The organism is Pseudomonas sp. GW822-FHT04C11 (genome assembly GCF_058800905.1).
Genome location: NZ_JBXAMS010000007.1, coordinates 241,116 through 265,321 on the forward strand (window position 1 = coordinate 241,116; position 24,206 = coordinate 265,321).

Consider the following 24,206-nt stretch of genomic DNA (forward strand, 5'->3'; position numbering starts at 1 on the left):
CCCGCGCTCTGCGTGGGAATGCCGCCCCAGACGCTCCGCGTCCGCTTTGGTGCGTGACGCAGAGCGTCACAGGATGCATTCCCACGCGGGAGCGTGGGAACGATCATCAAAGGTTTGGGAGCGATCATTTGAAACATCTGCCGACTACGCAGGTCGATTCTGGCTGCTAGGCTGTTTTCAGGCCTTCCTCGACAGAACCTTGCCTATGTTCGCGCGATTGCTGTTTTTCTGTGGTCTGTTTATGGCCTCCACCTCGGCTGTGGCCATCACTATTTACAAATCCACCAGCGTGACGGGTGTGGTCTCCTACAGTGACCGCCCATCGCATGGCGCGCGGATCTTTGTGTTCCGCGACCGCATGGAGGAGCACCTTGAGCGCCAGGTACTTCTCGATATCAAGAAGCAGAGGGACACGCACAGTGTGTTTGTGCGCAACGATTTGTATGCGCCGGTAGAGGTCGAGCTGAGCTTCACCGGGCTGAAGAATGTCAACGGTGCGCCGGCACAGCCGATCCGCCGGGTGTTGCCGGCGCGCAGCACCGTGCGTCTGGCGTTGCTCACGGCGATTACGCCGGGCAAGCCGCTGGCCTATACCCCGACGTTCAACTATTCGCTGGGCAACCCCACAGATACCACGCTGGCCTATCGGTATCCGCTGCCGTGGCGTGGCGGCCCGTTCCACCTGACTCAGGGTCCTAATGGCCGATACAGCCATTTTGGGGTCAAGAACCGTTACGCCATGGACATCGCGATGCCTGAAGGCACGCCGATCATCGCGGCGCGTGGCGGGGTGGTGGTGAAGACCGAAAACCACCAGAGCGGACGCGGCACCGACCCATCGGGCAATTTCGTGCGAGTGCTGCACGATGACGGGACCATGGGCGTGTACCTGCACCTTCAGCGCGGCTCGGTGTGTGTGCGCGAAGGTCAGCGGGTGGCAGTCGGCAGTGCGCTGGGGTTGTCGGGCAATACCGGTAACAGCAGCGGGCCGCACCTGCACTTCGTGGTGCAGCGCAATAGCGGGTTGGGGCTGGTGTCGATTCCGTACCAGTTCAATCAACCGGTGGGCAGCTTGCCGAACTTTGCGCTCGGCAAGCAATAATCCAGGTCACTGCGATCAATTGTGGCGAGGGAGCTTGCTCCCGCTGGACGGCGAAGCCGTCCCCAAACAGATCAGCTCGGTGTGTCAGGACGAGCGCGATTGCAGGGTTTGGGGCCGCTACGCGACCCAGCGGGAGCAAGCTCCCTCGCCACAACAGCGGGCTCGCGCAGGGTTCAATCGAGCATCAGCACCTTGGCCAAAATGATCTTCGGGCCTTTCATCTTTTTGATGATGATCCGCAAACCTTCGACTTCCAGTACTTCTTCCTCTTCCGGCACCCGTTTCAGGGTTTCGTAGACCAGCCCGGCGAGAGTTTCCGCTTCGACGTGGTCCAGATCGATGCCCAGCAGGCGTTCGACCTTGAACAGCGGTGTGTCACCGCGCACCAGCAATTTGCCTGGCTGGTAGGCGAGGATCCCGCGTTCGGCCTTGCGGTGTTCGTCCTGGATGTCGCCGACCAGCACTTCCAGCACGTCTTCCATGGTCAGGTAGCCGATGACGTTGCCGTCGGCTTCTTCAACCAGGGCAAAGTGCGAACCGCCCTTGCGGAACTGCTCCAGCAACTGCGACAACGGCATGTGCCGCGATACGCGTTCCAGCGGGCGGGTCAGCTCGGCCAGGTTGAACGACTCGGGAATGTGGTCCAGCGCCGCCAGTTCCAGCAGCAGGTCCTTGATGTGCAGCAGGCCGACGAACTCCTGGCGTTCGCTGTCGTACACCGGGTAGCGGCTGAATTTGTGACGACGGAACAGCGCAAGGATTTCCTTGAGCGGCGCGTTGAACTCCAGCGTCACCAGGTCTTCCCGGGAGTTGGCCCAGTCGACCACTTCCAGCTCGCCCATTTCCACGGCCGAGGCAAGTACGCGCATGCCTTGGTCGCTCGGGTCCTGGCCGCGGCTGGAGTGCAGGATCAGTTTCAGTTCTTCGCGGCTGTAATGGTGCTCGTGATGAGGGCCGGGTTCACCTTGGCCAGCAATCCGCAGGATCGTGTTGGCGCTGGCATTAAGCAGGTAAATGGCCGGGTACATCGCCCAGTAGAACAGGTACAGCGGCACCGCCGTCCACAGCGACAGCAGCTCGGGTTTGCGGATGGCCCAGGATTTTGGGGCCAGTTCGCCGACCACGATGTGCAGGTACGAAATGATAAAGAAGGCGGTGAAGAACGACACGCCCTTGACCACTTCCGGCGAGTTGACGCCGACTGCGCTCAGCAACGGTTCGAGAATGTGCGCGAACGCCGGTTCACCGACCCAGCCAAGGCCCAGGGAGGCGAGGGTGATACCCAGTTGACACGCCGACAGGTAAGCGTCGAGCTGACTGTGTACGGTGCGCAGGATCTGCCCGCGCCAGCCGTTTTTATGGGCAATGGCCTCGACCTTGGTCGAGCGAAGTTTGACCATGGCAAATTCCGCCGCAACGAAGAAGCCGTTGAGCAAAACCAGGATCAGTGCAAAAAGAATCATGCCGAAATCGGCGAAGAGTGAAGCGAGGGTCACGCCAGGGGAAGGGTCCATGATGGAGTTTTGCGGGTTCCGTATATTCGAAAAGAAAGGGGATTGCCGAGCCTGAAAGGCAGGCCCAAGTCAGCCAATGTAGCGGCTGACAGGTCGATTGCCTAGTGTTCAGTCAACCTTCGCGCTAGTCGGTCAGCGAGTTGACCCGCGATTTTGTCACCTGTGCCGGCGCGAAATGGCAGGTGAACGTGCTGCCATGGCCGAGCACGCTGCTGATCTCCATTCGCGCACGATGACGTAACAAAACGTGTTTGACGATGGCCAGGCCCAGCCCGGTGCCGCCGGTATTGGAGTTGCGGCTGGAGTCTACGCGGTAGAAGCGCTCGGTCAGGCGCGGCAGGTGTTTGTTGTCGATGCCGATTCCCGAGTCCTGCACGCTGAGGTGCGCACCTTGTTCGTCACCCCACCAGCGGATGCGGATGTTGCCGCCGTCCGGAGTGTATTTGACGGCGTTGAACACCAGGTTCGAGAACGCACTGCGCAACTCGGCTTCACTTCCCTTGAGCATAATCGACGGATCGGCTTCCAGGGTGATGTGCTGGTTGCGCTGCCCGGACAGCGCCTGGGCATCACTCTTGATCGATTGCAGCAGGTTGTCGATCGGCACCGGCTGGTTGTCCGACGGGTAATCGGTGGCTTCGAGCTTGGCCAAGAGCAGCAAGTCATTGAGCAGCGTCTGCATGCGTCCGCCCTGTTGCTGCATTTGCTGCAACGCACGGCTCCAGCGCGGATTCACCTCTTCGACGTTATCGAGCAGGGTTTCCAGGTAGCCGCAGATCACCGTCAACGGCGTGCGCAGTTCGTGGGAGACATTGGCGATGAAGTCTTTGCGCATTTGCTCAAGCTGATGAATGCGGGTGACGTCGCGCACCAGCATCAAGTGTTCGTTGTTGCCGTAACGGGTGATGTACAGCTGAATCCGCATCCGGTCGTTGGTCGGCGAAGGGATTTCCAGCGGCTCGGCATAGTTGTCCTGCTCGAAATATTCCTTGAAGCGCGGATGACGCACCAGATTGGTCACCGGCTGACCGCTGTCTTGCGGGGTCTTGAGGCCCAGCAGGGTTTCGGCGGCGCGGTTCCACCATTCCAGGTTGCCGTCGCTGTCGAGCATGACCACCGCGTCTTTCAACGCTGCGGTGGACTCCTGAACCCGGTCGATCACCGCTTGCAGGCGTCCGCGCACGCGCTGATCGCGCCGTTGCAGGTGGTAGATGCTGTCGAACACTTCGCCCCACAGGCCATAGCCATCGGGTGGTGGTTCGTCGGGCTTTTGCAGGCGCAGCCACTCGTGCAGGCGCAGCAATTGCTTGAGGGTCCAGGCCAGGTAAATGCCCAGGCCTGCGGCCAGGCTCCAGCCGTAATAGCCAGTAATCAGGCCGATCACCAGGCAGCCGGTGACCAGTAACAGCATGTGGCGGATCAGAGTGCCATGCCAGTTTTGGTTCACTTAAACTTGCGTCCTTGTCAGCGTGTCGAGCAGGTAAGGGCCGGCTCAGGCCTTGGTAGAAAACCGGTAGCCGGTGCCACGCACGGTTTGTACCAGATTCTCGTAGGCATCGCCGAGAGCTTTGCGCAAACGACGAATGTGCACGTCGACGGTGCGCTCTTCGACATACACATTGCCGCCCCAGACCTGATCGAGCAATTGCCCGCGGGTGTAGGCGCGTTCCTGATGGGTCATGAAAAACTGCAGCAAGCGGTATTCGGTCGGCCCCATCTCGGCGGGTTTGCCGTCGATGGTCACGCGGTGGCTGATCGGGTCCAGCAGCAGGCCGCCGACTTCGATCGGTGCTTCGCCATCGGTAGGGCCGGCACGACGCAGCACGGCTTTCAGGCGTGCAACCAGCTCGCGCGGTGAAAACGGCTTGGTGATGTAGTCATCAGCGCCGACTTCCAGGCCCTGGATCTTGTTGTCCTCTTCGCCCTTGGCGGTCAGCATGATGATCGGGATGTCCCCGGTCAGCTCATCACGCTTGAGACGGCGGGCCAACTCGATGCCTGACGTGCCGGGAAGCATCCAGTCGAGCAGGATCAGGTCCGGTTTACGGTCGACAATGATGGCGTGGGCCTGCTGGGAGTTTTCGGCCTCCATGCAGTCATAGCCGGCCATTTCCAACGCAACGGCGATCATTTCGCGAATGGGCGCTTCGTCGTCGACGATCAGAATGCTCCTGCCAACCATGCCTTAATCCTCTTGTCATTTAACTGTCTTGCGCCGCATTAGATAACGGAATTATTGCAGTCGTGTGACAGTATTTTAGCCGTGCGGCGATCAGCGCAATCCTGAACTACGCTCTAAGTTCGAATCCTGACAACCACAAAGGAAGGTTTCCATGACTCACTACGCTCAATCGTTCAAAGCCCTGGTGTTGGCCGCTGCCCTGGCATTACCGACAATGGCCTTTGCCGCTGATCCAGCGATGGAGAAGGGTGGCATGCTGGTCGATAGCAAGGGCATGACCTTGTATACCTTTGACAAGGATGCGGCGGGCAAGTCCATGTGCAATGACCAGTGCGCTGCCAACTGGCCACCGCTGGCGGCTGCCGCCACCGATAAGTCCAAGGGTGACTGGACGGTGATCAAGCGCGACGACGGCAAGATGCAATGGGCTTACTACGGCAAGCCGCTGTACACCTTTGTGAAGGACAAGAAGGCCGGTGACAAGACCGGTGAAGGGATGATGAGTGGCGCGTGGCACGTCGCCAAGCCTATGTAACCTGGCGGTTAGGGCTAAAAGATCGCAGCCATCGGCAGCTCCTACGGTATTAGTGTAGGAGCTGCTGGAGGCTGCGATCTTTACGAGTCCTCAGCGAGTTGCGTAATCCAGCACGATCCCGACGAAAATCGCCAACCCGGCCCAATGGTTATGCAGGAAGGCCCGGAAGCACTTCAGTCGGTCCCTGTCGCGGGTGTACCAGAACTCCCAGGCAAAGCACGCGGCCGCAGCCAGCAGCCCGAGATGGAACCAGCCGCCCAGCTCGAATTTCGATCCGGCCAGCAGCAGGCACCCCAAGGCCAGGCCTTGCAGGGTGAGAATGATCACCCGATCGGCATCGCCAAACAGAATCGCCGTGGATTTCACACCAATCCTCAAATCGTCGTCGCGATCGGTCATGGCGTAATAGGTGTCGTAGCCTACGGTCCACAGCAGGTTGGCAATCCACAGCAACCAGGCGATGGCCGGCAGTTCACCGGTTTCGGCGGTGAACGCCATCGGCATGCCCCAGGAGAATGCCGCGCCCAGTACCACTTGCGGGTAATAGGTGTAGCGCTTCATGAACGGGTAAGTGGCGGCCAGCGCCAGACCGCCAAACGACAGCCAGACCGTGGCTGCGTTGGTACAGAGCACCAGCAGGAAGCTCACGCCCATCAGCAATGCGAAGAACACCAGTGCTTCTTTGGAGCTGATCTTGCCGCTGACCAAGGGTCGCTGTTCGGTACGTTTCACGTGACCGTCGACTTTCCGGTCGGCCCAGTCATTGATCACGCAGCCACCTGCGCGGGTCAGCACCACGCCAAGGACGAAAATCACGATATTGGCCAATGATGGCGAGCCTTTGCCGGCAATCCACAGCGCCCACAACGTTGGCCACAACAGCAGGTAAATGCCGATGGGCTTGTCCATGCGGGTTAACTGAATGAAGTCCCAGGCGCGCGGATTCACGCGATTCAATGACTTGAGCAGGCTTTGGTACATCAGCAGTTCTCCGTATTCGCGCCGGCAGCGCGCCACAGGGCTGGCAGGAATATTTCCGCAACCAGCACGCTCAGGTCCCCCCGGTCGAAACGCGAGCGCCGACCCCACAGTTGCGGCGCTTGAGATTCGCTGGGCAACCACTCGACAGGATAGTGACAAACCTCGATGGCGCGGCGCTGGAACGCCTGATCGCAAAACAACAGCTCGCCCAGGGAGCGACTGCCCAACTCATCCATATTCAACCCGCCGTCCTGCAACGAACTGCGTGCCGCGACACTGCGGGCAAACACCCAGGCTTCGCCATGACCGCGCAAATACACCTCACGAACCCAGCCTTCACTGCCTTCGGGCAATTCCAGTGCGGCGCATTCGTCTGCGCGCAAAGGCTGCCAGCCTTCGAGCAGCGGCGTCACGCTGAAGCCGTCATCCGACAAACGGGTCAGGCGACGGGTGAGCGAGCCCTCATCGAATAGCCAGTCGAGGGTTTGCGCGTCAGGTAGCGGGGTCAGCTGGCGTTGTGGCAGCCAGAGCAGAGCAGGGGCGAGGGGTTTTGAGTGCGGCACAGTGAGTCAGTATTGGCAGCAAATGAGGCGGCGAGCTTACCATGTCGGTCGGTGATATTGACTGATCAGACCGGGTAGTGGCGGCGAACAGGCTTGCATCTGCTGCGCCCGATCAGTACAAAACGCCTTGAGCCGGACGGCAAACCCTTATCGGGTGATCGTTCGCGCCGGTAAAAGCCTGAGAACCTGAGGAAACAAGTAATGAAAAAGTGGCAATGCGTGGTCTGTGGGCTGATCTACAACGAAGCCGACGGCTGGCCGGATGACGGCATCGCGGCCGGAACCCCGTGGCAGGACGTACCGGAAGACTGGCTGTGTCCAGACTGTGGCGTCGGCAAAATGGATTTCGAAATGATCGAAATCGCTGCCTGATCACAGATTTTGATGAATTGAAGAGGAGTAAGGAATGAACGCACCTGTCGTGATCGTCGGCACTGGGCTGGCTGGCTACAACCTGGCCCGGGAGTTTCGCAAACTCGATGGCGAAACACCGCTGCTGCTGATTACCGCAGATGACGGACGCTCTTACTCCAAACCGATGCTCTCCACCGGTTTCGGCAAGAACAAGGACGCCGATGGCCTGAGCATGGCCGAGCCTGGCGCCATGGCCGAACAGCTGAAGGCTGAAGTGCGGACCCATACGCGCATCAGCGGCATCGACCCGGGCCACAAACGCCTGTGGATCGGCGAAGAAGCCGTGGCCTATCGCGATCTGATCCTCGCCTGGGGCGCGGAAACCGTGCGCGTGCCGGTGCAGGGCGATGCGCCCGAGGCGATCTTCCCGATCAACGACCTCGAAGACTACGCGCGCTTTCGGGCAGCGGCTGCCGGCAAGCGTCGGGTGTTGTTGCTCGGCGCTGGCCTGATCGGCTGTGAGTTCGCCAACGACCTGATCCTCGGTGGTTATGAGGTGCAACTGGTCGCGCCGTGCGAACAAGTCATGCCGACGCTGCTTCACCCGGCGGCAGCCGCAGCCGTGCAGGCCGGGCTGGAAAGCCTGGGCGCGCAGTTCCACCTCGGCCCGGTACTCAATAGCTTGCAACGCACCGATGACGGGCTCGAAGGGCATTTGTCCGATGGCCAGGTGATCCCCTGCGACGTCGTGGTTTCCGCCATTGGCCTGCGCCCGCGCATCGATCTGGCGGCCGCTGCCGGCTTGCAGATCAACCGCGGTGTGGTCGTTGACCGTCATCTGAAGACCTCACACGCCAATATTTATGCCTTGGGCGACTGCGCCGAGGTCGATGGGCTGAATTTGCTGTACGTGATGCCCCTGATGAGTTGTGCGCGTGCGCTGGCGCAAACCCTGGCCGGCAACCCGACAGCGGTCAGCTACGGTGCGATGCCGATTACCGTGAAAACACCGGTCTGCCCATTGGTGGTTTCCCCGCCACCACGGGGTTTTGAAGGTGCCTGGACCGTCGAAGGGCAGGGCGCCGACATCAAGGCGCTGTGCCGTGACGCCAGCGGAAAATTGTTGGGTTACGCGCTCACCGGGGCGGCAGTGATGGAGAAACTGGCTCTAAACAAGGAGCTTCCGGCGCTTTTGGCGTAAATACCGGTCGTTCTGTCGGAATCACCCCGCTTTTGCCTCTACAAAGGTCGCCCCGAGACTGGCGCCGCTCGTAACCGCATGCCATCCTCACTCCGTCTGCCGCAGAGTAGAGCCTGCGGCGCCTTGGGCGCTGTTCCGGAAGAACAGCACGGACATAACAACAAAAAACCGTCAAAGAGGCTTCACTCATGCGTAAACCAGATCTCGCCGCAGCAATCGCTGAAAAGGCTGACCTCACCAAAGAACAGGCTAACCGCGTACTCAACGCCGTCCTCGAAGAAATCACCGGCGCTCTGCACCGTAAAGACAGCGTCACCCTGGTGGGCTTCGGTACTTTCCTGCAACGCCACCGTGGCGCGCGCACCGGCAAAAACCCGCAAACCGGTGAGCCGGTGAAAATCAAGGCGAGCAACACCGTTGCGTTCAAGCCGGGCAAGTCGCTCAAAGACAGCGTCAACCCGTAAGAGCGGTACCGTCTCGAAGGGAGGCGGGGCGGTAAAAAAAATGGGCACGCCGACTGGGTCGGGTGCCCATTTTTGTTAGCCTTGGCGTCGGGCATGACTCACGAGGCACTGAACAACATTATTTAATCGGCTTGTTTTAATTATCCAAAGCAGTGTAGATCGCAATAAGCTGATCTTTATATTTTTTACTGTTAGGAATGCGTATGCCTTTCAAGTAAACATCCAGGCCGCTCGGATTATATTCTAGGAAGTACAATTCAAGTAAATAGATAATCAGGAAATTTTTATAGAAGGGCAGGACCTTGATTATCTTGTCCTCACCCTGATTTCCTTCCTGCTCGTGCGCGGTTTGTTTGAGCTTCGATAGTTTTGCCTCCATAAAGGCTGCAAGGCTTACTTTTCCTTGGTCAATAACGCGCTCTAGCGCTTCAATTTCTACATTGGCAACATTAATTTTATTGGCGTCGTATTGGAAAAGATTGTCCGAAGGTTGACCTTCGTTAATGTCGAGATTCAAGTGTTCTTTAATATCAAGCAGTGTTGTTTGATAGCGGTTGCTCTCTACGAATGACTTAACGTCTTCAAGGTTTACCATTTGTCGATTCCCGTGATTATTTTGGATAGATCATATCCGGTATGCCTGAAGGGATCTGCTGCTTCATGTTCCCACGGTGTTAGCGCATCAAGATTTTTCGAATCATGGACGCCGGTACCGCCTGTACGTTGCGGTATGTCACGATGGTGTAGCTCCATTGAAACAACTCGCTCCTCAACCGCGCCTGTTTTGCGGTTAATAAATTCCACTTTCATCTGAGGAGCCGAACCGCCCTTCATACGTGCCAGGTTATTTTTTGAGTAGCGCGACGGATTGGTTGTTGCTTCTTCCTTCCAGAATTTTTTCCGTGCTGTACTCCAGCACGACCAGCCCCATGGATCTATCCAGCCAAAGGGGTTCGGAGAATATGTATACAGATTCAAGCCGCCGGTCAGCCCAATGGGGTCAGGCGTGGTGAAACGTCCAATATCAGGGTCGTAAAAACGAAAGGTGCTGTAATGCAGCCCCGTCTCCCGGTCCAGGTACTGCCCCTGAAACCGCAGGTTTTGCTCTTCAATGTAGTACGGCTCGCGCACCTCCTCCAGCGTGTTGCCCCACACCCGATAAGTCGCCTGCCAGACGTTGTGGCCGTCTGCTTCGGTGAGCTGTTCCGGCAGGCCGTTGAGGTCGTTGTGGTAGTAGCGGATTTTTTGCAGCGGGCCGGTGCCGTCGACGCGGGCCAAGGGTTCGTAGCCTTCGTCTTCGTAGAGGTAGAGGCTGGTCTGCTGATGGCGATGTTCCTGCAACAGGCGCAGGCCGTCCCAGGTGAAGCGGGTTTCTCCGAGTGGGTAGCCGTGGGTGTCGTGCTCGGTTTTTTCAATGCGTCGGCCCAGCGGGTCGTAGGTCATCCTGACCACGCTGCCGTTTTCGTTGCGCACTTCAATCAACCGGCTTTCGGCGTCGTAGGCGAAGCGTTGCAGGCCCCGTTTAGCGCTGCGTTTTTCGATCATCCGGCCAAAGGCGTCATAGCGATAACGCTTGTTCTGATAGGTCAGCAGTTTGTTGTGCACCACCAGCCCGGCACCGGGTTGCGGGGCGTCCAGCAGGTTGGCGGCGGCGTCGTAGGCGAAGGTTTCGCGCTGGCCGTGCGGGCTGTCCTGGCTGGCGATGATGCGGCCGGTGGCGTCGTAGTGCAGCACTTCGCGGTGCAGGCGGTCGCGTTCGAAGTCGCTGATGACCTGGCCGTCGAGGTTGATCTGGTGCAGGTGGCCGCTGCCGTAGTACAGGCGATTGAGCCAGCGCCCAGCCGGGCGGCCCAAAGCGCGTCAGACATGCGGGTTATTTATCCGACGCAAGCGTCTGGCCGCCGCGCAATCGTTGCGCTTGTTGCGCAATTGTATGCCTTCCATTGCACCTTGCTCTTTGTCGGTTACGGCATGCGCATCAGCGCGGTTCTCTCGTTTGTGAGAGCATCTATAGGCTGTACAAAATATTGTAGAACGAGGTCGAATTGTCTTTTATCAAGGAAAGGTCCTGGTCTATGGATGTTTTTTCGAATGACGATTTATTGATTGCCATTCGACGAGTAATTATTGCTTCCAGAAGTTTTCTGAACAGTACCTCATTGTTGACGTATTTTTTCAACTTTAGAATTTCACGAGGCTTGTTTTTCAGAATGTAAAAGGAATAGTTCATTAAAATGATATTGGAGACAAACAGATTTTCCGTTGATTGAAGGGGGTTGATCGTGTCGATCAAAATATGAAATATCTGTCTCTTGTTTTTAGCGTATGCCTGCAAAAATACATCGGGATACATGTATTCGCTATGGCGATCATTTAGTCTGAAACGGTAGTTTGTGTCGTCGGGCTCGGTCAATAATGTGACGAGGCTTGTTTGGTAGTTTTTTAACGTGCTTAGCAATATATGTTCTTTTCTGCTATCGAACTTGATCGCTTTGTAGATTAAGTCGATAACCTCCAAAAAAGCTATAGCCCCCCGGGTGTCGGTAGCCATTACCAGATGATTATCCTTGATGCTGAACCGACGATACGCTTCGTCGTCAATACTCAATTCGAAAAGCAGGAACCTGAGCATATAGTTCCTGAGTTGGGCATCCGCGTCGAGAGAACTGTTCTTCAAACTGATTAACTGAGTCAGAAAAAAGAAAATAAAATAGTCTTTATTGGTTCGTTGACGGTTGTCGATTTCAAGCAGATAGCCAAAGCGGGACAGGACCAAGAGCAGGGCATAGCAGTCCGGCTCCGTGAAACCGTTTTTTGACATGGATTTTTCGAAGACGCTTAAGGAAAACAAATCGTGCCAGCGGCTGATGTAGAAGGTCGAGCCGTTGTGTTTTCTAGCGGCGACAGACAGCAGTGAAGGCTCGTCTTCTTGGTAAAAAACAGCGCCCAGCGCTTTCGGATTTGGACGGATGTTCAGGAAACTATCAAGCTTGTATGAAAGGAGTTCGAATATATTCATGTTGGTTTTTGCCTGTTATTCCTCCAGATCTACTACCAGTTTGAGGGCGCTCCATCCTCATCATCAATTGCAATTTCGGTATGAGACCTGATCCAATCGAAAAAAGCAGACAGGTCATTTTCGATGCTGGAAGGGTGAGCGCTAATCTCCAAAAAAATACGTTCTTTTTCTAGGAAGAGACGGACGTCGTAGTTCCAATCTCCCGGACTTCTGGGCTCGGTGCCCATCAATCGGAATTCTTTTTCCTGCAAGCTCTTGGAAAAAGTTCTAAGGCCGGTGATTTTTCGCACTATCTCTTTGAGATTGGTCGTGTACCAGATTGTATTCTTAAAAGACAATATAAACTCTGCCGACATTATGGTTACCTTCTAACTTTCGTGAGGTCTGCCCGAAACCGTTGGGTAATCTGGCGGGTTTTTCATTCCGATGTGCGCTTCCGAGGAATGAGTGCTGACGGCTGTTTTTCCGTCATTAGCTAATTCAGTGGTGCCTGGGTTTCCATGTCTACCTAATGATTTGTGACTGTGAGCATTGTTCGATCCTTTGAACGGTGTGGGGTTCGTATTCCCATAAGCATGAATCTGGACTTCTGAACCATCAGAGTGTACCCAACGCTGGTTCCTGGTATTTGCTGGATTCGTTCTGGTATAGCCGTTTTGCCGGAGGATTTTCTCCACCTGTTGCACGGATTTCCCTTTCAGCGACGGAAGTTTGGAGACATTAGGTTTATTCGCAAATTTGCCCTTGGCATCGATCCATCTCCCTTTTGAGTTCTGCCTGGTGGCTGGACCACAGGCTAGCCCCAACGGGTCTATCCAAGTAAAGGGGTTAGGTGCGTAAACATAGAGATTAAATCCCCCCGCCAACCCAATCGGATCCGGCGTCGTAAACCGCCCCACATCCGGATCATAAAACCTGAACGTATTGAAATGCAGCCCCGTCTCCCGGTCCAGGTACTGCCCCTGAAACCTCAGGTTCTGCTCTTCGATGTAGTACGGCTCGCGCACCTCCTCTAACGTGTTGCCCCATACCCGATAAGTCGCCTGCCAGACGTTGTGGCCGTCCGCTTCGGTGAGCTGTTCCGGTAGACCGTTGAGGTCGTTGTGGTAGTAGCGGACTTTTTGCAGCGGGCCGGTGCCGTCGACCCGGGCCAGGGGTTCGTAACCTTCGTCTTCGTAGAGGTAGAGGCTGGTCTGCTGATGGCGATGTTCCTGCAACAGGCGCAGCCCGTCCCAGGTGAAGCGGGTTTCGCCGAGTGGGTAGCCGTGGGGGGCGTGCTCGGTTTTTTCAATGCGTCGGCCCAGCGGGTCGTAGGTCATCCTGACCACGCTGCCGTTTTCGTTGCGCACTTCAATCAACCGGCTCTCAGCGTCGTAACCGAAGCGTTGCAGGCCCCGTTTAGCGCTGCGTTTTTCGATCAGCCGACCAAAGGCGTCATAGCGATAACGCTTGTCCTGATAGGTCAGCAGTTTGTTGTGCACCACCAGCCCGGCACCGGGTTGCGGGGCGTCCAGCAGATTGGCGGCGGCGTCGTACTCGAAGTGCTTTTGCACCGCTGCCGGCAGCAGCGAGGGCTGGCTGCTGTGTCGGCGTTGGCGTGAGCGCAGGCGACCGCTGCGGTCATATTCGCTGCGAGTGCTGATCTGGCCCTGGGTGCGCAGCACTTCGCGGTGCAGGCGGTCGCGTTCGAAGTCGCTGATGACCTGGCCGTCGAGGTTGATCTGGTGCAGGTGGCCGCTGCCGTAGTACAGGCGATTGAGCCAGCGGCCGTCGGGTAGTTGGGTCTGGATCAGGTTGCCGAGTTCGTCGTAGTGGTGTTGCAGACTACCGGCCGTGCATATTACCCCAGACCCGGTAGCTGGCCCCAAAGGTCAATCCCAAGGGCTTGAAGGCGGCAACCCCAGAGGCTCGTCAAAAGCTCCACCAAGCCAATAGGTTCGCCCTGGAATTCCACCGTTGTACTTGAGGTAGTGATCTCGAAAGGAGGGAGATAGCTTCTTTCCAAACGTCGACTCAAGATTGTCGATATCTACTGGGCTAATCGCGGCTTCGTCTTTTCGAGAATACGTGTTCAATCGTTGTTGGTTTTTATTTATCAGGGCGGAAATTATCAATTATTTTTTTGAGGGTGATAGGTCGCTATTTCAAAAGCCTTCCTGACAGCTTCTCCGACCTCAGTATTTGTAGGAGTCATGGGCAGTGTTATAGCTTTGGCCTCCAGCAGCGTTTCCCATGCATTAATATTGAAGTTGTCGAAGGGGATAACAGAAACTGATTCGTGCTGGAAGTCCTTTTCAACGGAAATCAGGCGGCTGTTTCTCATCAGGGAAGGGTAAGTTTTGGATTCTGTCCATTTACATAGCTGGGCACGTAGCTCCTTGAGCTGCCAAGGCGAGAACTCTGGTGCGATTTTCCCATAGTTATTGATAGCTTCAATAACAGCTGAACCGATCTCTTCATCCGTAGTCGCCCTATTCAGTTTTTTTGTCAGTGCGACGTTTTCGCTAGCGCTAATAGCTGCATCGGGGGCTTGCTTTGATCGTTGGATAATATAGTAGTTATCGTTGCATTCGAAAATTATCGCGTCGTGTTTCTGCATGCTGGGGCTCACAAGTTGGAAATTGTTTGTGGGTCGTTACGTTCGACGGTAGAAGCCTTGATGGCGGTGCCTTTGAACGAACCACTTTCTATCGTCCCACCGTGTTTGAGTATCAGCGGGTAGCCCTTTTTCTGGTTCTTAGTATAACCAGCCGTTGTGGAGGCTTTGGCATCAATTAACCTCGGTGGTGAGTTTGTCTGCTTAACCATATTATCGACTCTTACACGATAGTTCACAGGCTTACCACTTGCATCAAAAGGCCTTATCAACACCTGCTCTGTAGCGGATTTTTTGCAGCGGGCCGGTGCCGTCGACGCGGGCCAGGGGTTCGTAACCTTCGTCTTCGTAGAGGTAGAGGCTGGTCTGCTGATGGCGATGTTCCTGCAACAAGCGCAAGCCGTCCCAGGTGAAACGGGTTTCTCCGAGTGGGTAGCCGTGGGTGTCGTGCTCGGTTTTTTCAATGCGTCGGCCCAGCGGGTCGTAGGTCATCCTGACCACGCTGCCGTTTTCGTTGCGCACTTCAATCAACCGGCTTTCGGCGTCGTAGGCGAAGCGTTGCAGGCCCCGTTTAGCGCTGCGCTTTTCGATCAGCCGGCCAAAGGCGTCGTAGCGGTAACGCTTGTCCTGAAAGGTCAGCAGTTTGTTGTGCACCACCAGCCCGGCACCGGGTTGCGGGCCGTCCAGCAGGTTGGCGGCGGCGTCGTAGGCGAAGGTTTCGCGCTGGCCGTGCAGGCTGTCCTGGCTGGCGATGATGCGGCCGGTGGCGTCGTAGTGCAGCAATTGCCGATGCTGGCCGGTGGGTTGTTGATCCAGGCGACCGATCAGGTTGTTATTGGGGTCGTACTCGAAATGTTTTTGTACGGGGGCCGGCATCAGTGATGGCTGGCTGCCGTGGCGACGTTGGCGTGAGCGCAAGCGGCCGCTACGGTCGTATTCGCTGCGGGTGCTGATCTGGCCTTGGGTACGCAGCACTTCGCGGTGCAAGCGGTCGCGTTCGAAGTCGCTGATGACCTGGCCGTCGAGGTTGATCTGGTGCAGGTGGTCGCTGCCGTAGTACAGGCGATTGAGCCAGCGGCCGTCGGGCAGTTGGGTCTGGATCAGGTTGCCGAGTTCGTCGTAGTGGTGGTGCAGGCTGCCGGCGGCGCTGTTTTCGGCGAGCAACTGGCCGGTGGCATCGTAGGCGAAGCTCAGGGGCTGGGCGTTGCCTTGCAGGTCGGTGAAGGCGGGTTACATGCCTGCTTTTGAGGTGTAGGCGATCCGTGGGAGGGAGCTTGCTCCCGCTCGGGGGCGCAGCCGTCGTAAGCCGGCTGATGCGGTTTATCTGGAGAATGCGTCAGCCTGTTTTGGGGCGGCTTCGCCGCCCAGCGGGAGCAAGCTCCCTCGCCACAGGATTTGCGTTTCGAAGCAAGCCCTGTGGCGTTCGCTCATTTATTCCTCGTCCACATCATCCTCATCGATCAGTCCTTGAACGAAACGGAGGAAGTTCGAGCAAATAGGCTTCTCGGATTCAGCCTGGTTCTCTTCCGGGCTAAGGTCACTATCAAACGTGTCAGTCGTGAAATAACTGATGGCTCCCGAATCAAGGTTCAAGCAAAAGAAATTGCCGCCCAGGTCGTCTGCGAAAGGAAGGAGATGTGCAGGAAGAACTTGTTTCTTCAGCATCAACTGATAGGTGGACAGCAGCGTGGGTTCACCATAGGTAATCGGCCTGAAAGAGGCGACTTCGATGGGGTCGAAAAAGTCTTCGCTGACCCAATAAGCTCGTTCCGGCATGCCGCCGTTGTACTTGAGGTAATGGTTTCGAAAGTGGGGCGGTAGTTTCTTTCCGATAGTGGATTCCAGATGATCCAGATCCGCTGAGATAATAGCAGTTTCGTCATCTGAGAATTTGTTTTCGATCATCACTCATCCCAATGGAACTATTTAATTTGAAATCACGCTGTTGGCCGCCGCCAGCACGGCGCCGAGGATGGTCTAATTCTACATTTTTCAATGTCAATACTGTTCAGCAAGATTGTGTGATCGTATGGAACGTTCTTTTGATTTCATCAAAGAATAAATACGCCTGAGAGTTGTCATGGCTTAAATCACTAATATCGAGTTGCCCCAAAAAAATCATTGGTTTTCCATCCTGTATAGGCCATTCGGGGTTTTGGAGCCATTTAGGTGGTGTCTTCAGAGAGCGAAAATCACTTTTTATCTGTTCCTTTAACCATAGTTGCAACTCTTTGGTGCTAAGTGATTTCTTGTCTTTAATGAGGCTGGATAGATAGTCTGATGGTAGGGACAACCATTTTGGCTGAACTTTTAGCGTTAGGTTAAATAGCTCTTCATATTTTTTTTCGATCTTGTGGGGTATATTTTTCTTGTTTAAAAAGTCAGCTAGAAGAATTTGGGTGTTATATATGGATTCAAGGTTTTCATAATTTTGACTAATGGCGTATGTGTATAGGTCCGGTTCTGCCACATAAGCTGGTAAATTTTTCTCGCTTTTTAGTAGCTCTTCAATTGATGAGTTTGAATGAATTTTCTCTTCGAATTCTTTTGGCGAAATGGATGCTTCGACAAATTGCTTCACGATTTCTATTGCAGTCATTACTTGGTTCCTAGATGTCTGAACTCATCAAGTTCGGCATGTTGTTCCCGTGTGACTTCACGTAAATTTCGCGGGTTATTCACGCCGACTTCGCCATTGCGTTGAGGGTTGTGATGGTGCAACTCCATCGAATTTCCGTTTGCGTCCAAGGGGGCCGAGCCACGCTTCATTCGGCTCATATTGGCTGGGCTGAATTCACCTGAAGTTTTCGAGGCTTCGTGTCGATTCTTCCAATACCTTGATCTCACTACGTCCCATGCAGCAGCTTTGCCGTTAGGCAGAGGTTTATCAATAGCGTCGCCTCTTTTCCAGCGTTTGAACTGGACACAACTCCAACCCCATGGGTCCACCCATCCTACGGGGTTATATCCATATTGATAAAGATTGATTCCCCCCGCCAACCCAATCGGATCCGGCGTCGTAAACCTCCCCACATCCGGATCATAGAACCTGAACGTATTGAAGTGCAGTCCCGTCTCCCGATCCAGGTACTGCCCCTGAAATTGCAGGTTCTGCTCTTCAATGTAGTACGGCTCGCGTATCTCTTCTAACGTGTTGCCCCACACCCGATAAGTTGCCTGCCAGATGTTGTGGCCGTCTGCCTCGGTGAGCTGTTCCGGCAGACCGTTGAGGTCGTTGTGGTAGTAACGGATTTTTTGCAGCGGGCCGGTGCCGTCGACGCGGGCCAGGGGTTCGTAACCTTCGTCTTCGTAGAGGTATAGGCTGGTCTGCTGATGGCGATGTTCCTGCAACAGGCGCAGGCAGTCCCAGGTGAAGCGGGTTTCGCCGAGTGGGTAGCCGTGGGTGTCGTGCTCGGTTTTTTCAATGCGTCGGCCCAGCGGGTCGTAGGTCATCCTGACCACGCTGCCGTTTTTGTTGCGCACTTCAATCCGACCAGGAGCAGCAGAGGGCGCTTGAAGTATCGCCCGCTGGTTTATTTCTTGCTGTTCATCACCGGATCGGCAAGGTTTTCATCGCCATCATTCATTCGCTGCAAAAGCTTTACTGCGCGGGAAAAAACTTGAGCGGCTGAGCGTTCCAGCCACTGTCTGGCTCGTTCAAAGTCCTGCTCGACTATCCATCCATCAAGGTACATTTTCGCCAAGTCATATTGACCGTGGGCATCACCGGATTCGGCTCGGGGAAAGTGAAACTCCACCGTTTGGGATGTGGTATCAATCTCCCAATAATCGCGTTTGTTTACCTGGAATAGCCGAACAGTTTGATCGTTCACCCATTCAGCAGGCCCTAGCAACGACTCAAAAAGACCCAGCGCGACGCTGATTCGCGTGGCTGTGAAAAATGCTTCAGGCGTGTTTTTTGAACCCTGCACCAGGACGCCGATGTTGATGTATTGATCCGCGCGCCAAGCAGCCGTTGCAGTGAGCGTTTTGGACGGGTTTTTTAGTGAGCGTCCCGAGGTACCTGAGAACCGATAGTCACGTTTGATGATTTCAGCTTGGAGCTTATGTATCGGGTCGGTATCCCACCCTTTGAGCGCCGCCAGTGACAAAAGCGCTTCGTTAATGTCCTCGATTAACGACTGGCGAATGGCGCTGTCCGTAGCGTCCGCAGGTAGCTTATCGAGGTGTTTGAATGGATGAGAGTAGGTGCAAACATCCAGAAGCGTTTTCTCCGCTTCGACTGGAGCTTGCTGAAGAATTATTTTGGAAATGCCGCCAGCAGGTAGCTTGCACTTAGTAGCAAGGAGATAAACGTAGAGTACGGCTGCCTCTCGAATGCTGTGAGTCTGGAGGCGCTCCGTAGGGGAGTCGATTTCAAGTGTCGATAAATATTTGCTCATCAGAATATCTGCCTAGGTCGATATGACGTTGCGAACCCTCCAGTCGGAGATCGAGTCTCAAACTTTAATAACGACGTTCGCGCTGCGCACTCCGCGTGCGCATTATTCACGGAATACGCAGCTTTCGTGCGCGAATTGACCCTGCCTGAATGGTTTTGTCCGTATTTTCAGAAGAATTCACTCTTCTGTCCATTAGGTCACGACAACGGCATTTCGAAAACAATCTTGCCTAAACGGTTTTTAACAATATAAATATCGTCTTTTATTTCTGCGCTTTTAAAATAATCACTCCTGTCAATAAAGCTTGGGATGTCATTCATCCAGGTTTTCTCTTCCGTCGAATGTTGTGAGTTGGTTATTTCGCAATACCAACTCTCGCCAACTTCAGGGCTTAAAAGTCTAAAAACATCGATTTTTTGTTTTTTGTCTTTGCTGCTTTTTGAGAGTTTTTTAATTTGAGTTGTCAGTTGGAATTGAGTCTCTTTCACCGCGTTGCGAGTGGCATTTATTACACTGACGACTTCTTTGTTTTCGACTTTTTTTGTGGCGATGGTAATGAGCGCGTTACTTAACTCTTCTAACAGCTTGGTATTCTGGGTGAAGCGGTCTAGTGACAAAAAAGCTTTGAAATCGAAATCTTCAATAAAGATATTAGTCACGCCTAGCACATTATCAAATAAATCCTCCTCGCCCCTCGGACCCAATTCCACGACTATTTTACTGCTTCCGTTGATTTCTATCTTTGGCAGCAACGCCATAAATATCTGCGTAATGGGGTGGCTTAACCAACGAATACGGACATTCTCTGGCAGAATGGCCGAGTCGCTTTCTTGCAGGATGAGCATATTCAGATTCATTGCTGTGTTCGCTTTCAAAAATTAGCGGTTATCAGGCGTGCCGTATAATTTAATGTAGCCATCTCTTGTGTCAACCTGTGGTAATGGATTTTTGTGTATAGGCGAAGGCATGTCACCCCCATTTCTGGCCGCATGTTTGTCGGTGATTTTTTGTTCGGTAGCCTTGGCTTGTAATCGGGTCTTGTTCTTCTCCACTACAACCGCCTTGTAGCGGCCAGGTTGGTTTATATTCAGCGCGTTTACTTGTTTGTTGGCGCGGGGGGACGTACCGTTTTTATTCATGGGTCGTCCGCTTATCCCCGGCTTCATCATCTTTCCGGTTTTTGTATCAACGATGACATAGACGTGATTAGGGTTCTTACTTGAGTGACTATTTCCGTGGACTTTTTGACCGCCGCCACATGTGGCCAGCCCTAATGGGTCCACCCAGCCAAACGGGTTGTCGGCATAGGTATATGTGTTAATGCCCCCCGCCAACCCAATCGGATCCGGCGTCGTAAACCGCCCCACATCTGGATCATAGAACCTGAACGTATTGAAATGCAGCCCCGTCTCCCGGTCCAGGTACTGCCCCTGGAATCGCAGGTTCTGCTCTTCGATGTAGTACGGCTCGCGCACCTCTTCTAACGTGTTGCCCCACACCCGATAAGTCGCCTGCCAGACGTTGTGGCCGTCCGCTTCGGTGAGCTGTTCCGGCAGGCCGTTGAGGTCGTTGTGGTAGTAACGGATTTTTTGCAGCGGGCCGGTGCCGTCGACGCGGGCAAGGGGTTCGTAACCTTCGTCTTCGTAGAGGTAGAGGCTGGTCTGCTGATGGCGATGTTCCTGCAACAGGCGCAGGCAGTCCCAGGTGAAGCGGGTTTCGCCGAGTGGGTAGCCGTGGGTGTCGTGCTCGGTTTTTTCAATGCGTCGGCCCAGCGGGTCGTAGGTCATCCTGACCACGCTGCCGTTTTCGTTGCGCACTTCAATCAACCGGCTTTCGGCATCGTAGGCGAAGCGTTGCAGGCCCCGTTTAGCGCTGCGTTTTTCGATCAGCCGGCCAAACGCGTCATAGCGATAACGCTTGTCCTGATAGGTCAGCAGTTTGTTGTGCACCACCAGCCCGGCACCGGGTTGCGGGCCGTCCAGCAGGTTGGCGGCGGCGTCGTAGGCGAAGGTTTCGCGCTGGCCGTGCGGGCTGTCCTGGCTGGCGATGATGCGGCCGGTGGCGTCGTAGTGCAGCAGTTGGCGGTGTTGCGCGGCGGGTTGCTGGTCGAGTTTACCGATCAGGTTGTCGGCGGGGTCGTACTCGAAGTGCTTTTGCACCGCTGCCGGCAGCAGCGAAGGCTGGCTGCTGTGGCGGCGTTGGCGTGAGCGCAAGCGGCCGCTGCGGTCGTATTCGCTGCGGGTGCTGATCTGGCCCTGGGTGCGTAGCACTTCGCGGTGCAAGCGGTCGCGTTCGAAGTCGCTGATGACCTGGCCGTCGAGGTTGATCTGGTGCAGGTGGCCGCTGCCGTAGTACAGGCGATTGAGCCAGCGGCCGTCGGGCAGTTGGGTCTGGATCAGGTTGCCGAGTTCGTCGTAGTGGTGGTGCAGGCTGCCGGCCGTGCTTTGTTCTGCGAGCAACTGGCCGAGGGCGTCGTAGGCGAAGCTCAGGGTTTGTGCGTTGCCGTGGTTGTCGGTGAAGGTGACGGCGGTGAGCTGGTCCAGTGGGTCGTAGCTGTAGTCGGTGCGGCCATCGTCGGTGACTTTGGCGATCAGCCGGCCAACGGCGTCGCGTTCCAGACGATGAACGATGGGGGCCGGCGGTGCTTCGGGGACGACGGCCAGACCGTTGCCGTAAGGCGCCGGAATCGCCGTGACCGCCGCGACGTTATCCAGCAGATCGTAGGTGTAGCGCTTGGCGCTGCCGTCGAGGTCTTGTTGTTCGGTCAGCCGGTCTCCAGCATCCCAGGCGAACCGATAACTTTCACCGTTCTCATTGGTCAGCGCTTGCAGTCGCCCATAGCTGTCGTACCCGAACTGCACCTGCCGGCCATGGGCGTCGGTGCGCTGGCGTACCTGGCCGCGCCGGTTATGTTGATAGAGCGTGGTGTGCCCGGCCGGGTCGGTATAACCGGTCAGCTGGCCGCTGACGTCGCGCTGATATTGCTCGGTGCGGCCGTCCGGCAACTGGCTGCTGAGCAACCGTCCCTGGGCGTCGTAGCTGAACTGAGTGCGTTCGCCGAGGGCATCGGTGATGGTTTGCAGATAGCCCCGGTTGTCGTAGCTGAATCGCGTCGGATAACTCGAGCAATCGATGTGTTCGATCAGTTGGCCGAACGGGTTCCAGCGCAGTTTTTTGCTTTTGCCGGTGGCGTCGATGATCTCGACGACCTGGCCGTGGGTGTCGTAGCGGTAGCGGGTGACATGGCCCTGCGGATCAGTCTCGGCGATGCAGTTGCCGCGCTGATCGTAGCGATATTGCCAGCTGTTGCCGGCGGCATCGGTTTCCACCAGCGGCAAGGCCCAGTGTTCCAGCCATAGGGTCGAGTCACTGCGGCCCAGCGGGTCGGTTTCACCGATCAGGTTGCCGGCGTCGTCGTAGCTGTATTCGTAGCGCCCGCCCAGCGGGTCGGTGGCGCTGAGCAGTTGGCGTTCGTCGTTCCACTCGAACTGCCAGGTCTGGCCGAGGTTGTCGGTGTACTCGGTGATCTGGTGCTGGGTGTTCCAGCGCCGTGTACTGATGCGCTGCGAGCCATCGGTGATGCGCGTGACACCGGCGACTAGGTCATAGTCGAACCGGTAAGTATCGCCCTCGTCGGTCCAGTGGCGGACCACGCACCATTCAAGGTCTTCAACTAACGCCCATTCATAGAAGCATCGCAGCCCCGTGGGCAATTGATGCTCGACCATTCTCCGCCCGGCGTCGTAGCTGAAGCGCCGTTGCACCTGGCCGGTGGCGTCGCGCACCTCGGCCAGATTGCCCATTGCATCGTAGCCATAGCTGACGAGCACTTCGCGACGTTGGTCGGGGTACAGGCGTTCCACCCGAGCCACGCGACCGCCTTCATGAATCAGCTCGACCTGCACCAGATCGAAAGTATCCCGCAGGCGCGACAATCGTCCGGTTTCGTCATAGTCGAGGTAGATGCGGTTGTCGTTGCGGTCGCCCAATTGATCAAGGCGCAGCAGCGCTGTATTGCCCGGCGTTGGATTGAACAAACGGTATACGCCGTCATCGCTTTCAATCAACAACTGCCCATTAACGTGCCGTCGAACGCTCAGCCCTTCACCGGCACTGAACACCGCGCCGCCCAGAGGAATCGAGCCCATGTCGATGCGCCGGGCTTGTTCATCGGTGTAGACCAGCGTTTCCCCGCCCTCCGGGTGAGGCAGAATTTCCACGCACACTTCGTAGGACACACTCCAGCCCGCGCCGAACACCCCGTCGCGGCGCTCGTCGCGGCTGTTGTAGAAGCGCTGCCAATCCATCGGCAAGACACCGGGCAGCACGAAGTCCAGCTCATCGTCGCCCCCCAGCACCTTGGCCCCGGTCGCGGCGTGCACCGGGTTCGACGAACCCATGGCTGCGTTGGCCATCGCGCTCATGGCGCTGCTGACGGCCATCGACGTCGCGCCGCCGATCAGCATGCATGGCAGTTTGCTGAAGAACTTGCCTTTGCCGCCCTTGAGCATCAGCAACGCGGTGACCGCCAGTCCTACGCCCGGGGTCTTGCCGCTGCGGATCTCGCGCACTACCACCGAGCCGCCACCAATGGTGACGTTGGGTGAGATCAGCCCGGAACCCACCACCTTGGCGTCGCAGGTGGTGCGGTCGCCACTGCGCACGGCCGGTTGGCCGTTGATGGTGACTTTGTCCGAGCCCTCGGCCAGAAACTGCGGCGGCATCGGCGGATGCTTCATGCAGGTGACCAGGTCCAGCGGCTTGGGCACCGCGCCGGGCGCCGGGGTGGCGACGGTGGGGCGCCACATCTGGGAGAAGAAGCTCTCGGCCATGTCCAGATAGCTGGGCTCGGCTTCGGGCTCGGGTGTCTCCAGCTCGGTACCGGCCGGCGCGACATGGGACGCAATCGCCCCGGCGGCGCGGGCGGCGGGAATGTTGTTGGTGAGGGTGTTGGTGGAACCGGTGAGAATCGTCGCCTGCACCGTGGGCGGAAACAGCGAATTGCTGAAACTCTCGCACAGGTTGCTTAAACCCTTGTCGGCCCCGGTCTTGCTCATGGCGAGACCGACGATGGTGCCCACCACCGCGCCGAGCAGGAAGCACCCGAGCCCGCCGGTGACGACGGTGATGCCGGTGGCCGCGACCACGGCAGCGGTGGCCAGCGCGGTAATCGCAATGTTCGCCGCCACCTCCAGCACACCGCCAAGAATGTCGGCCATCATCGAGGTGTGGTCGAGTGCATCGCCCAGCCGGGCGGCCCAGAGTGCGTCAGACATACGGGATGTTCATCCG

General features: G+C 56.3%; 21 protein-coding genes and 4 pseudogenes. 5 read left to right on the top strand and 20 right to left on the bottom strand.

Going from position 1 to position 24,206, the window contains the following annotated elements; genetic code table 11:
- Nucleotides 1-205: 205 nt before the first annotated feature.
- A complete protein-coding gene (locus tag AC1RJ3_RS14270) occupies nucleotides 206-1,102 on the top strand; it encodes a M23 family metallopeptidase (RefSeq protein ID WP_054594757.1) in 897 nt (298 codons plus the stop codon).
- A 173-nt stretch (nucleotides 1,103-1,275) separates the two neighbouring features.
- On the opposite strand, the gene AC1RJ3_RS14275 is transcribed toward AC1RJ3_RS14270, so the two are convergent.
- The 3 genes from AC1RJ3_RS14275 to phoB form a co-directional block, all read right to left on the bottom strand.
- Nucleotides 1,276-2,616, bottom strand: a complete 1,341-nt coding sequence (locus AC1RJ3_RS14275; RefSeq protein ID WP_054594756.1) for a hemolysin family protein — start codon at nucleotides 2,614-2,616, stop codon at nucleotides 1,276-1,278.
- Nucleotides 2,617-2,740: 124 nt separating this feature from the next.
- The gene (phoR, locus tag AC1RJ3_RS14280; protein WP_219731270.1) at nucleotides 2,741-4,027 is read right to left on the bottom strand and encodes a phosphate regulon sensor histidine kinase PhoR; all 1,287 of its coding nucleotides are present in this window, start codon (nucleotides 4,025-4,027) and stop codon (nucleotides 2,741-2,743) included.
- Between the two features lie 81 nt (nucleotides 4,028-4,108).
- Nucleotides 4,109-4,798, bottom strand: a complete 690-nt coding sequence (gene phoB, locus AC1RJ3_RS14285) for a phosphate regulon transcriptional regulator PhoB (protein WP_003177195.1) — start codon at nucleotides 4,796-4,798, stop codon at nucleotides 4,109-4,111.
- A gap of 151 nt (nucleotides 4,799-4,949) precedes the next feature.
- Here phoB and AC1RJ3_RS14290 point away from each other — a divergent pair, with 151 nt between their 5' ends.
- A complete protein-coding gene (locus AC1RJ3_RS14290) occupies nucleotides 4,950-5,333 on the top strand; it encodes a COG4315 family predicted lipoprotein (RefSeq protein WP_493079324.1) in 384 nt (127 codons plus the stop codon).
- Nucleotides 5,334-5,423: 90 nt separating this feature from the next.
- On the opposite strand, the gene ubiA is transcribed toward AC1RJ3_RS14290, so the two are convergent.
- Both ubiA and AC1RJ3_RS14300 read right to left on the bottom strand, forming a co-directional pair.
- Nucleotides 5,424-6,314, bottom strand: coding sequence for a 4-hydroxybenzoate octaprenyltransferase (gene ubiA / locus AC1RJ3_RS14295; protein ID WP_054594753.1), 891 nt, complete (start codon nucleotides 6,312-6,314; stop codon nucleotides 5,424-5,426).
- Nucleotides 6,314-6,877: a chorismate--pyruvate lyase family protein gene (locus AC1RJ3_RS14300; protein ID WP_493079325.1), complete on the bottom strand. Its 564-nt coding sequence runs from the start codon at nucleotides 6,875-6,877 to the stop codon at nucleotides 6,314-6,316. The genes ubiA and AC1RJ3_RS14300 overlap by 1 nt, the downstream gene beginning before the upstream one ends.
- A gap of 201 nt (nucleotides 6,878-7,078) precedes the next feature.
- Between AC1RJ3_RS14300 and AC1RJ3_RS14305 the strand changes: the two genes are divergently transcribed.
- The 3 genes from AC1RJ3_RS14305 (at nucleotide 7,079) to AC1RJ3_RS14315 (ending at nucleotide 8,896) form a co-directional block, all read left to right on the top strand.
- The gene (locus AC1RJ3_RS14305) at nucleotides 7,079-7,249 is read left to right on the top strand and encodes a rubredoxin (protein WP_054594751.1); all 171 of its coding nucleotides are present in this window, start codon (nucleotides 7,079-7,081) and stop codon (nucleotides 7,247-7,249) included.
- Between the two features lie 34 nt (nucleotides 7,250-7,283).
- Nucleotides 7,284-8,432, top strand: coding sequence for an NAD(P)/FAD-dependent oxidoreductase (locus AC1RJ3_RS14310; protein ID WP_054594750.1), 1,149 nt, complete (start codon nucleotides 7,284-7,286; stop codon nucleotides 8,430-8,432).
- Between the two features lie 188 nt (nucleotides 8,433-8,620).
- Entirely contained in the window at nucleotides 8,621-8,896 is a 276-nt protein-coding gene (locus AC1RJ3_RS14315) for an HU family DNA-binding protein (protein ID WP_003195589.1), read from the top strand.
- Between the two features lie 136 nt (nucleotides 8,897-9,032).
- On the opposite strand, the gene AC1RJ3_RS14320 is transcribed toward AC1RJ3_RS14315, so the two are convergent.
- The 15 genes and pseudogenes from AC1RJ3_RS14320 to AC1RJ3_RS14390 all read right to left on the bottom strand — a co-directional run bounded on the left by AC1RJ3_RS14320 (nucleotide 9,033) and on the right by AC1RJ3_RS14390 (nucleotide 24,190).
- On the bottom strand, nucleotides 9,033-9,491 hold the full coding sequence (locus tag AC1RJ3_RS14320; protein ID WP_347928403.1) for a hypothetical protein: 459 nt from the start codon (nucleotides 9,489-9,491) through the stop codon (nucleotides 9,033-9,035).
- Nucleotides 9,485-10,741, bottom strand: a pseudogene (locus tag AC1RJ3_RS14325) (RHS repeat-associated core domain-containing protein); the annotation flags it as partial. The pseudogene AC1RJ3_RS14325 and the gene AC1RJ3_RS14320, both read right to left, overlap by 7 nt.
- Before the next feature lie 163 nt (nucleotides 10,742-10,904).
- A complete protein-coding gene (locus tag AC1RJ3_RS14330) occupies nucleotides 10,905-11,915 on the bottom strand; it encodes a hypothetical protein (protein ID WP_493079326.1) in 1,011 nt (336 codons plus the stop codon).
- 32 nt (nucleotides 11,916-11,947) lie between these two features.
- Nucleotides 11,948-12,271 (bottom strand): 3-hydroxydecyl-ACP dehydratase, encoded by a 324-nt coding sequence (locus AC1RJ3_RS14335; RefSeq protein ID WP_427547425.1) that lies wholly within the window; start codon nucleotides 12,269-12,271, stop codon nucleotides 11,948-11,950.
- A gap of 12 nt (nucleotides 12,272-12,283) precedes the next feature.
- Nucleotides 12,284-13,747: pseudogene (locus AC1RJ3_RS14340) on the bottom strand (RHS repeat domain-containing protein); the annotation flags it as partial.
- 39 nt (nucleotides 13,748-13,786) lie between these two features.
- Entirely contained in the window at nucleotides 13,787-14,029 is a 243-nt protein-coding gene (locus AC1RJ3_RS14345) for an SMI1/KNR4 family protein (RefSeq protein WP_493079327.1), read from the bottom strand.
- A complete protein-coding gene (locus tag AC1RJ3_RS14350; protein ID WP_347928396.1) occupies nucleotides 14,026-14,514 on the bottom strand; it encodes a contact-dependent growth inhibition system immunity protein in 489 nt (162 codons plus the stop codon). The genes AC1RJ3_RS14345 and AC1RJ3_RS14350 overlap by 4 nt, the downstream gene beginning before the upstream one ends.
- 8 nt (nucleotides 14,515-14,522) lie before the next feature.
- A complete protein-coding gene (locus AC1RJ3_RS14355; protein WP_347928395.1) occupies nucleotides 14,523-14,750 on the bottom strand; it encodes a hypothetical protein in 228 nt (75 codons plus the stop codon).
- A gap of 43 nt (nucleotides 14,751-14,793) precedes the next feature.
- Nucleotides 14,794-15,735 (bottom strand): annotated as a pseudogene (locus AC1RJ3_RS14360) (RHS repeat-associated core domain-containing protein); the annotation flags it as partial.
- 207 nt (nucleotides 15,736-15,942) lie between these two features.
- Nucleotides 15,943-16,416: an SMI1/KNR4 family protein gene (locus tag AC1RJ3_RS14365; protein ID WP_347928394.1), complete on the bottom strand. Its 474-nt coding sequence runs from the start codon at nucleotides 16,414-16,416 to the stop codon at nucleotides 15,943-15,945.
- A 103-nt stretch (nucleotides 16,417-16,519) separates the two neighbouring features.
- The gene (locus tag AC1RJ3_RS14370) at nucleotides 16,520-17,110 is read right to left on the bottom strand and encodes a hypothetical protein (protein ID WP_493079328.1); all 591 of its coding nucleotides are present in this window, start codon (nucleotides 17,108-17,110) and stop codon (nucleotides 16,520-16,522) included.
- Nucleotides 17,110-18,000, bottom strand: a pseudogene (locus AC1RJ3_RS14375) (RHS repeat-associated core domain-containing protein); the annotation flags it as partial. The gene AC1RJ3_RS14370 and the pseudogene AC1RJ3_RS14375, both read right to left, overlap by 1 nt.
- A gap of 44 nt (nucleotides 18,001-18,044) precedes the next feature.
- Nucleotides 18,045-18,914 carry a tetratricopeptide repeat protein gene (locus AC1RJ3_RS14380; protein ID WP_493079329.1) on the bottom strand — a complete coding sequence of 290 codons (870 nt, stop codon included), beginning with the start codon at nucleotides 18,912-18,914 and terminating at the stop codon, nucleotides 18,045-18,047.
- A gap of 197 nt (nucleotides 18,915-19,111) precedes the next feature.
- Nucleotides 19,112-19,759, bottom strand: coding sequence for a hypothetical protein (locus AC1RJ3_RS14385; protein ID WP_347928391.1), 648 nt, complete (start codon nucleotides 19,757-19,759; stop codon nucleotides 19,112-19,114).
- Between the two features lie 33 nt (nucleotides 19,760-19,792).
- On the bottom strand, nucleotides 19,793-24,190 hold the full coding sequence (locus AC1RJ3_RS14390; protein ID WP_493079330.1) for an RHS repeat-associated core domain-containing protein: 4,398 nt from the start codon (nucleotides 24,188-24,190) through the stop codon (nucleotides 19,793-19,795).
- Nucleotides 24,191-24,206 lie beyond the last annotated feature (16 nt).

Coding starts and splice junctions, on each gene's coding strand:
- AC1RJ3_RS14315 (WP_003195589.1), top strand. CDS start 8,621: ATGCGTAAACCAGATCTCGCCGCAGCAATCGCTGAAAAGGCTGACCTC.
- AC1RJ3_RS14380 (WP_493079329.1), bottom strand. CDS start 18,914: ATGAGCAAATATTTATCGACACTTGAAATCGACTCCCCTACGGAGCGC.
- AC1RJ3_RS14310 (WP_054594750.1), top strand. CDS start 7,284: ATGAACGCACCTGTCGTGATCGTCGGCACTGGGCTGGCTGGCTACAAC.
- AC1RJ3_RS14270 (WP_054594757.1), top strand. CDS start 206: ATGTTCGCGCGATTGCTGTTTTTCTGTGGTCTGTTTATGGCCTCCACC.
- AC1RJ3_RS14385 (WP_347928391.1), bottom strand. CDS start 19,759: ATGCTCATCCTGCAAGAAAGCGACTCGGCCATTCTGCCAGAGAATGTC.
- AC1RJ3_RS14350 (WP_347928396.1), bottom strand. CDS start 14,514: ATGCAGAAACACGACGCGATAATTTTCGAATGCAACGATAACTACTAT.
- AC1RJ3_RS14275 (WP_054594756.1), bottom strand. CDS start 2,616: ATGGACCCTTCCCCTGGCGTGACCCTCGCTTCACTCTTCGCCGATTTC.
- AC1RJ3_RS14370 (WP_493079328.1), bottom strand. CDS start 17,110: ATGACTGCAATAGAAATCGTGAAGCAATTTGTCGAAGCATCCATTTCG.
- AC1RJ3_RS14330 (WP_493079326.1), bottom strand. CDS start 11,915: ATGAATATATTCGAACTCCTTTCATACAAGCTTGATAGTTTCCTGAAC.
- AC1RJ3_RS14335 (WP_427547425.1), bottom strand. CDS start 12,271: ATGTCGGCAGAGTTTATATTGTCTTTTAAGAATACAATCTGGTACACG.
- AC1RJ3_RS14390 (WP_493079330.1), bottom strand. CDS start 24,190: ATGTCTGACGCACTCTGGGCCGCCCGGCTGGGCGATGCACTCGACCAC.
- AC1RJ3_RS14290 (WP_493079324.1), top strand. CDS start 4,950: ATGACTCACTACGCTCAATCGTTCAAAGCCCTGGTGTTGGCCGCTGCC.
- AC1RJ3_RS14365 (WP_347928394.1), bottom strand. CDS start 16,416: ATGATCGAAAACAAATTCTCAGATGACGAAACTGCTATTATCTCAGCG.
- ubiA (WP_054594753.1), bottom strand. CDS start 6,314: ATGTACCAAAGCCTGCTCAAGTCATTGAATCGCGTGAATCCGCGCGCC.
- phoR (WP_219731270.1), bottom strand. CDS start 4,027: ATGCTGTTACTGGTCACCGGCTGCCTGGTGATCGGCCTGATTACTGGC.
- AC1RJ3_RS14305 (WP_054594751.1), top strand. CDS start 7,079: ATGAAAAAGTGGCAATGCGTGGTCTGTGGGCTGATCTACAACGAAGCC.
- AC1RJ3_RS14320 (WP_347928403.1), bottom strand. CDS start 9,491: ATGGTAAACCTTGAAGACGTTAAGTCATTCGTAGAGAGCAACCGCTAT.
- phoB (WP_003177195.1), bottom strand. CDS start 4,798: ATGGTTGGCAGGAGCATTCTGATCGTCGACGACGAAGCGCCCATTCGC.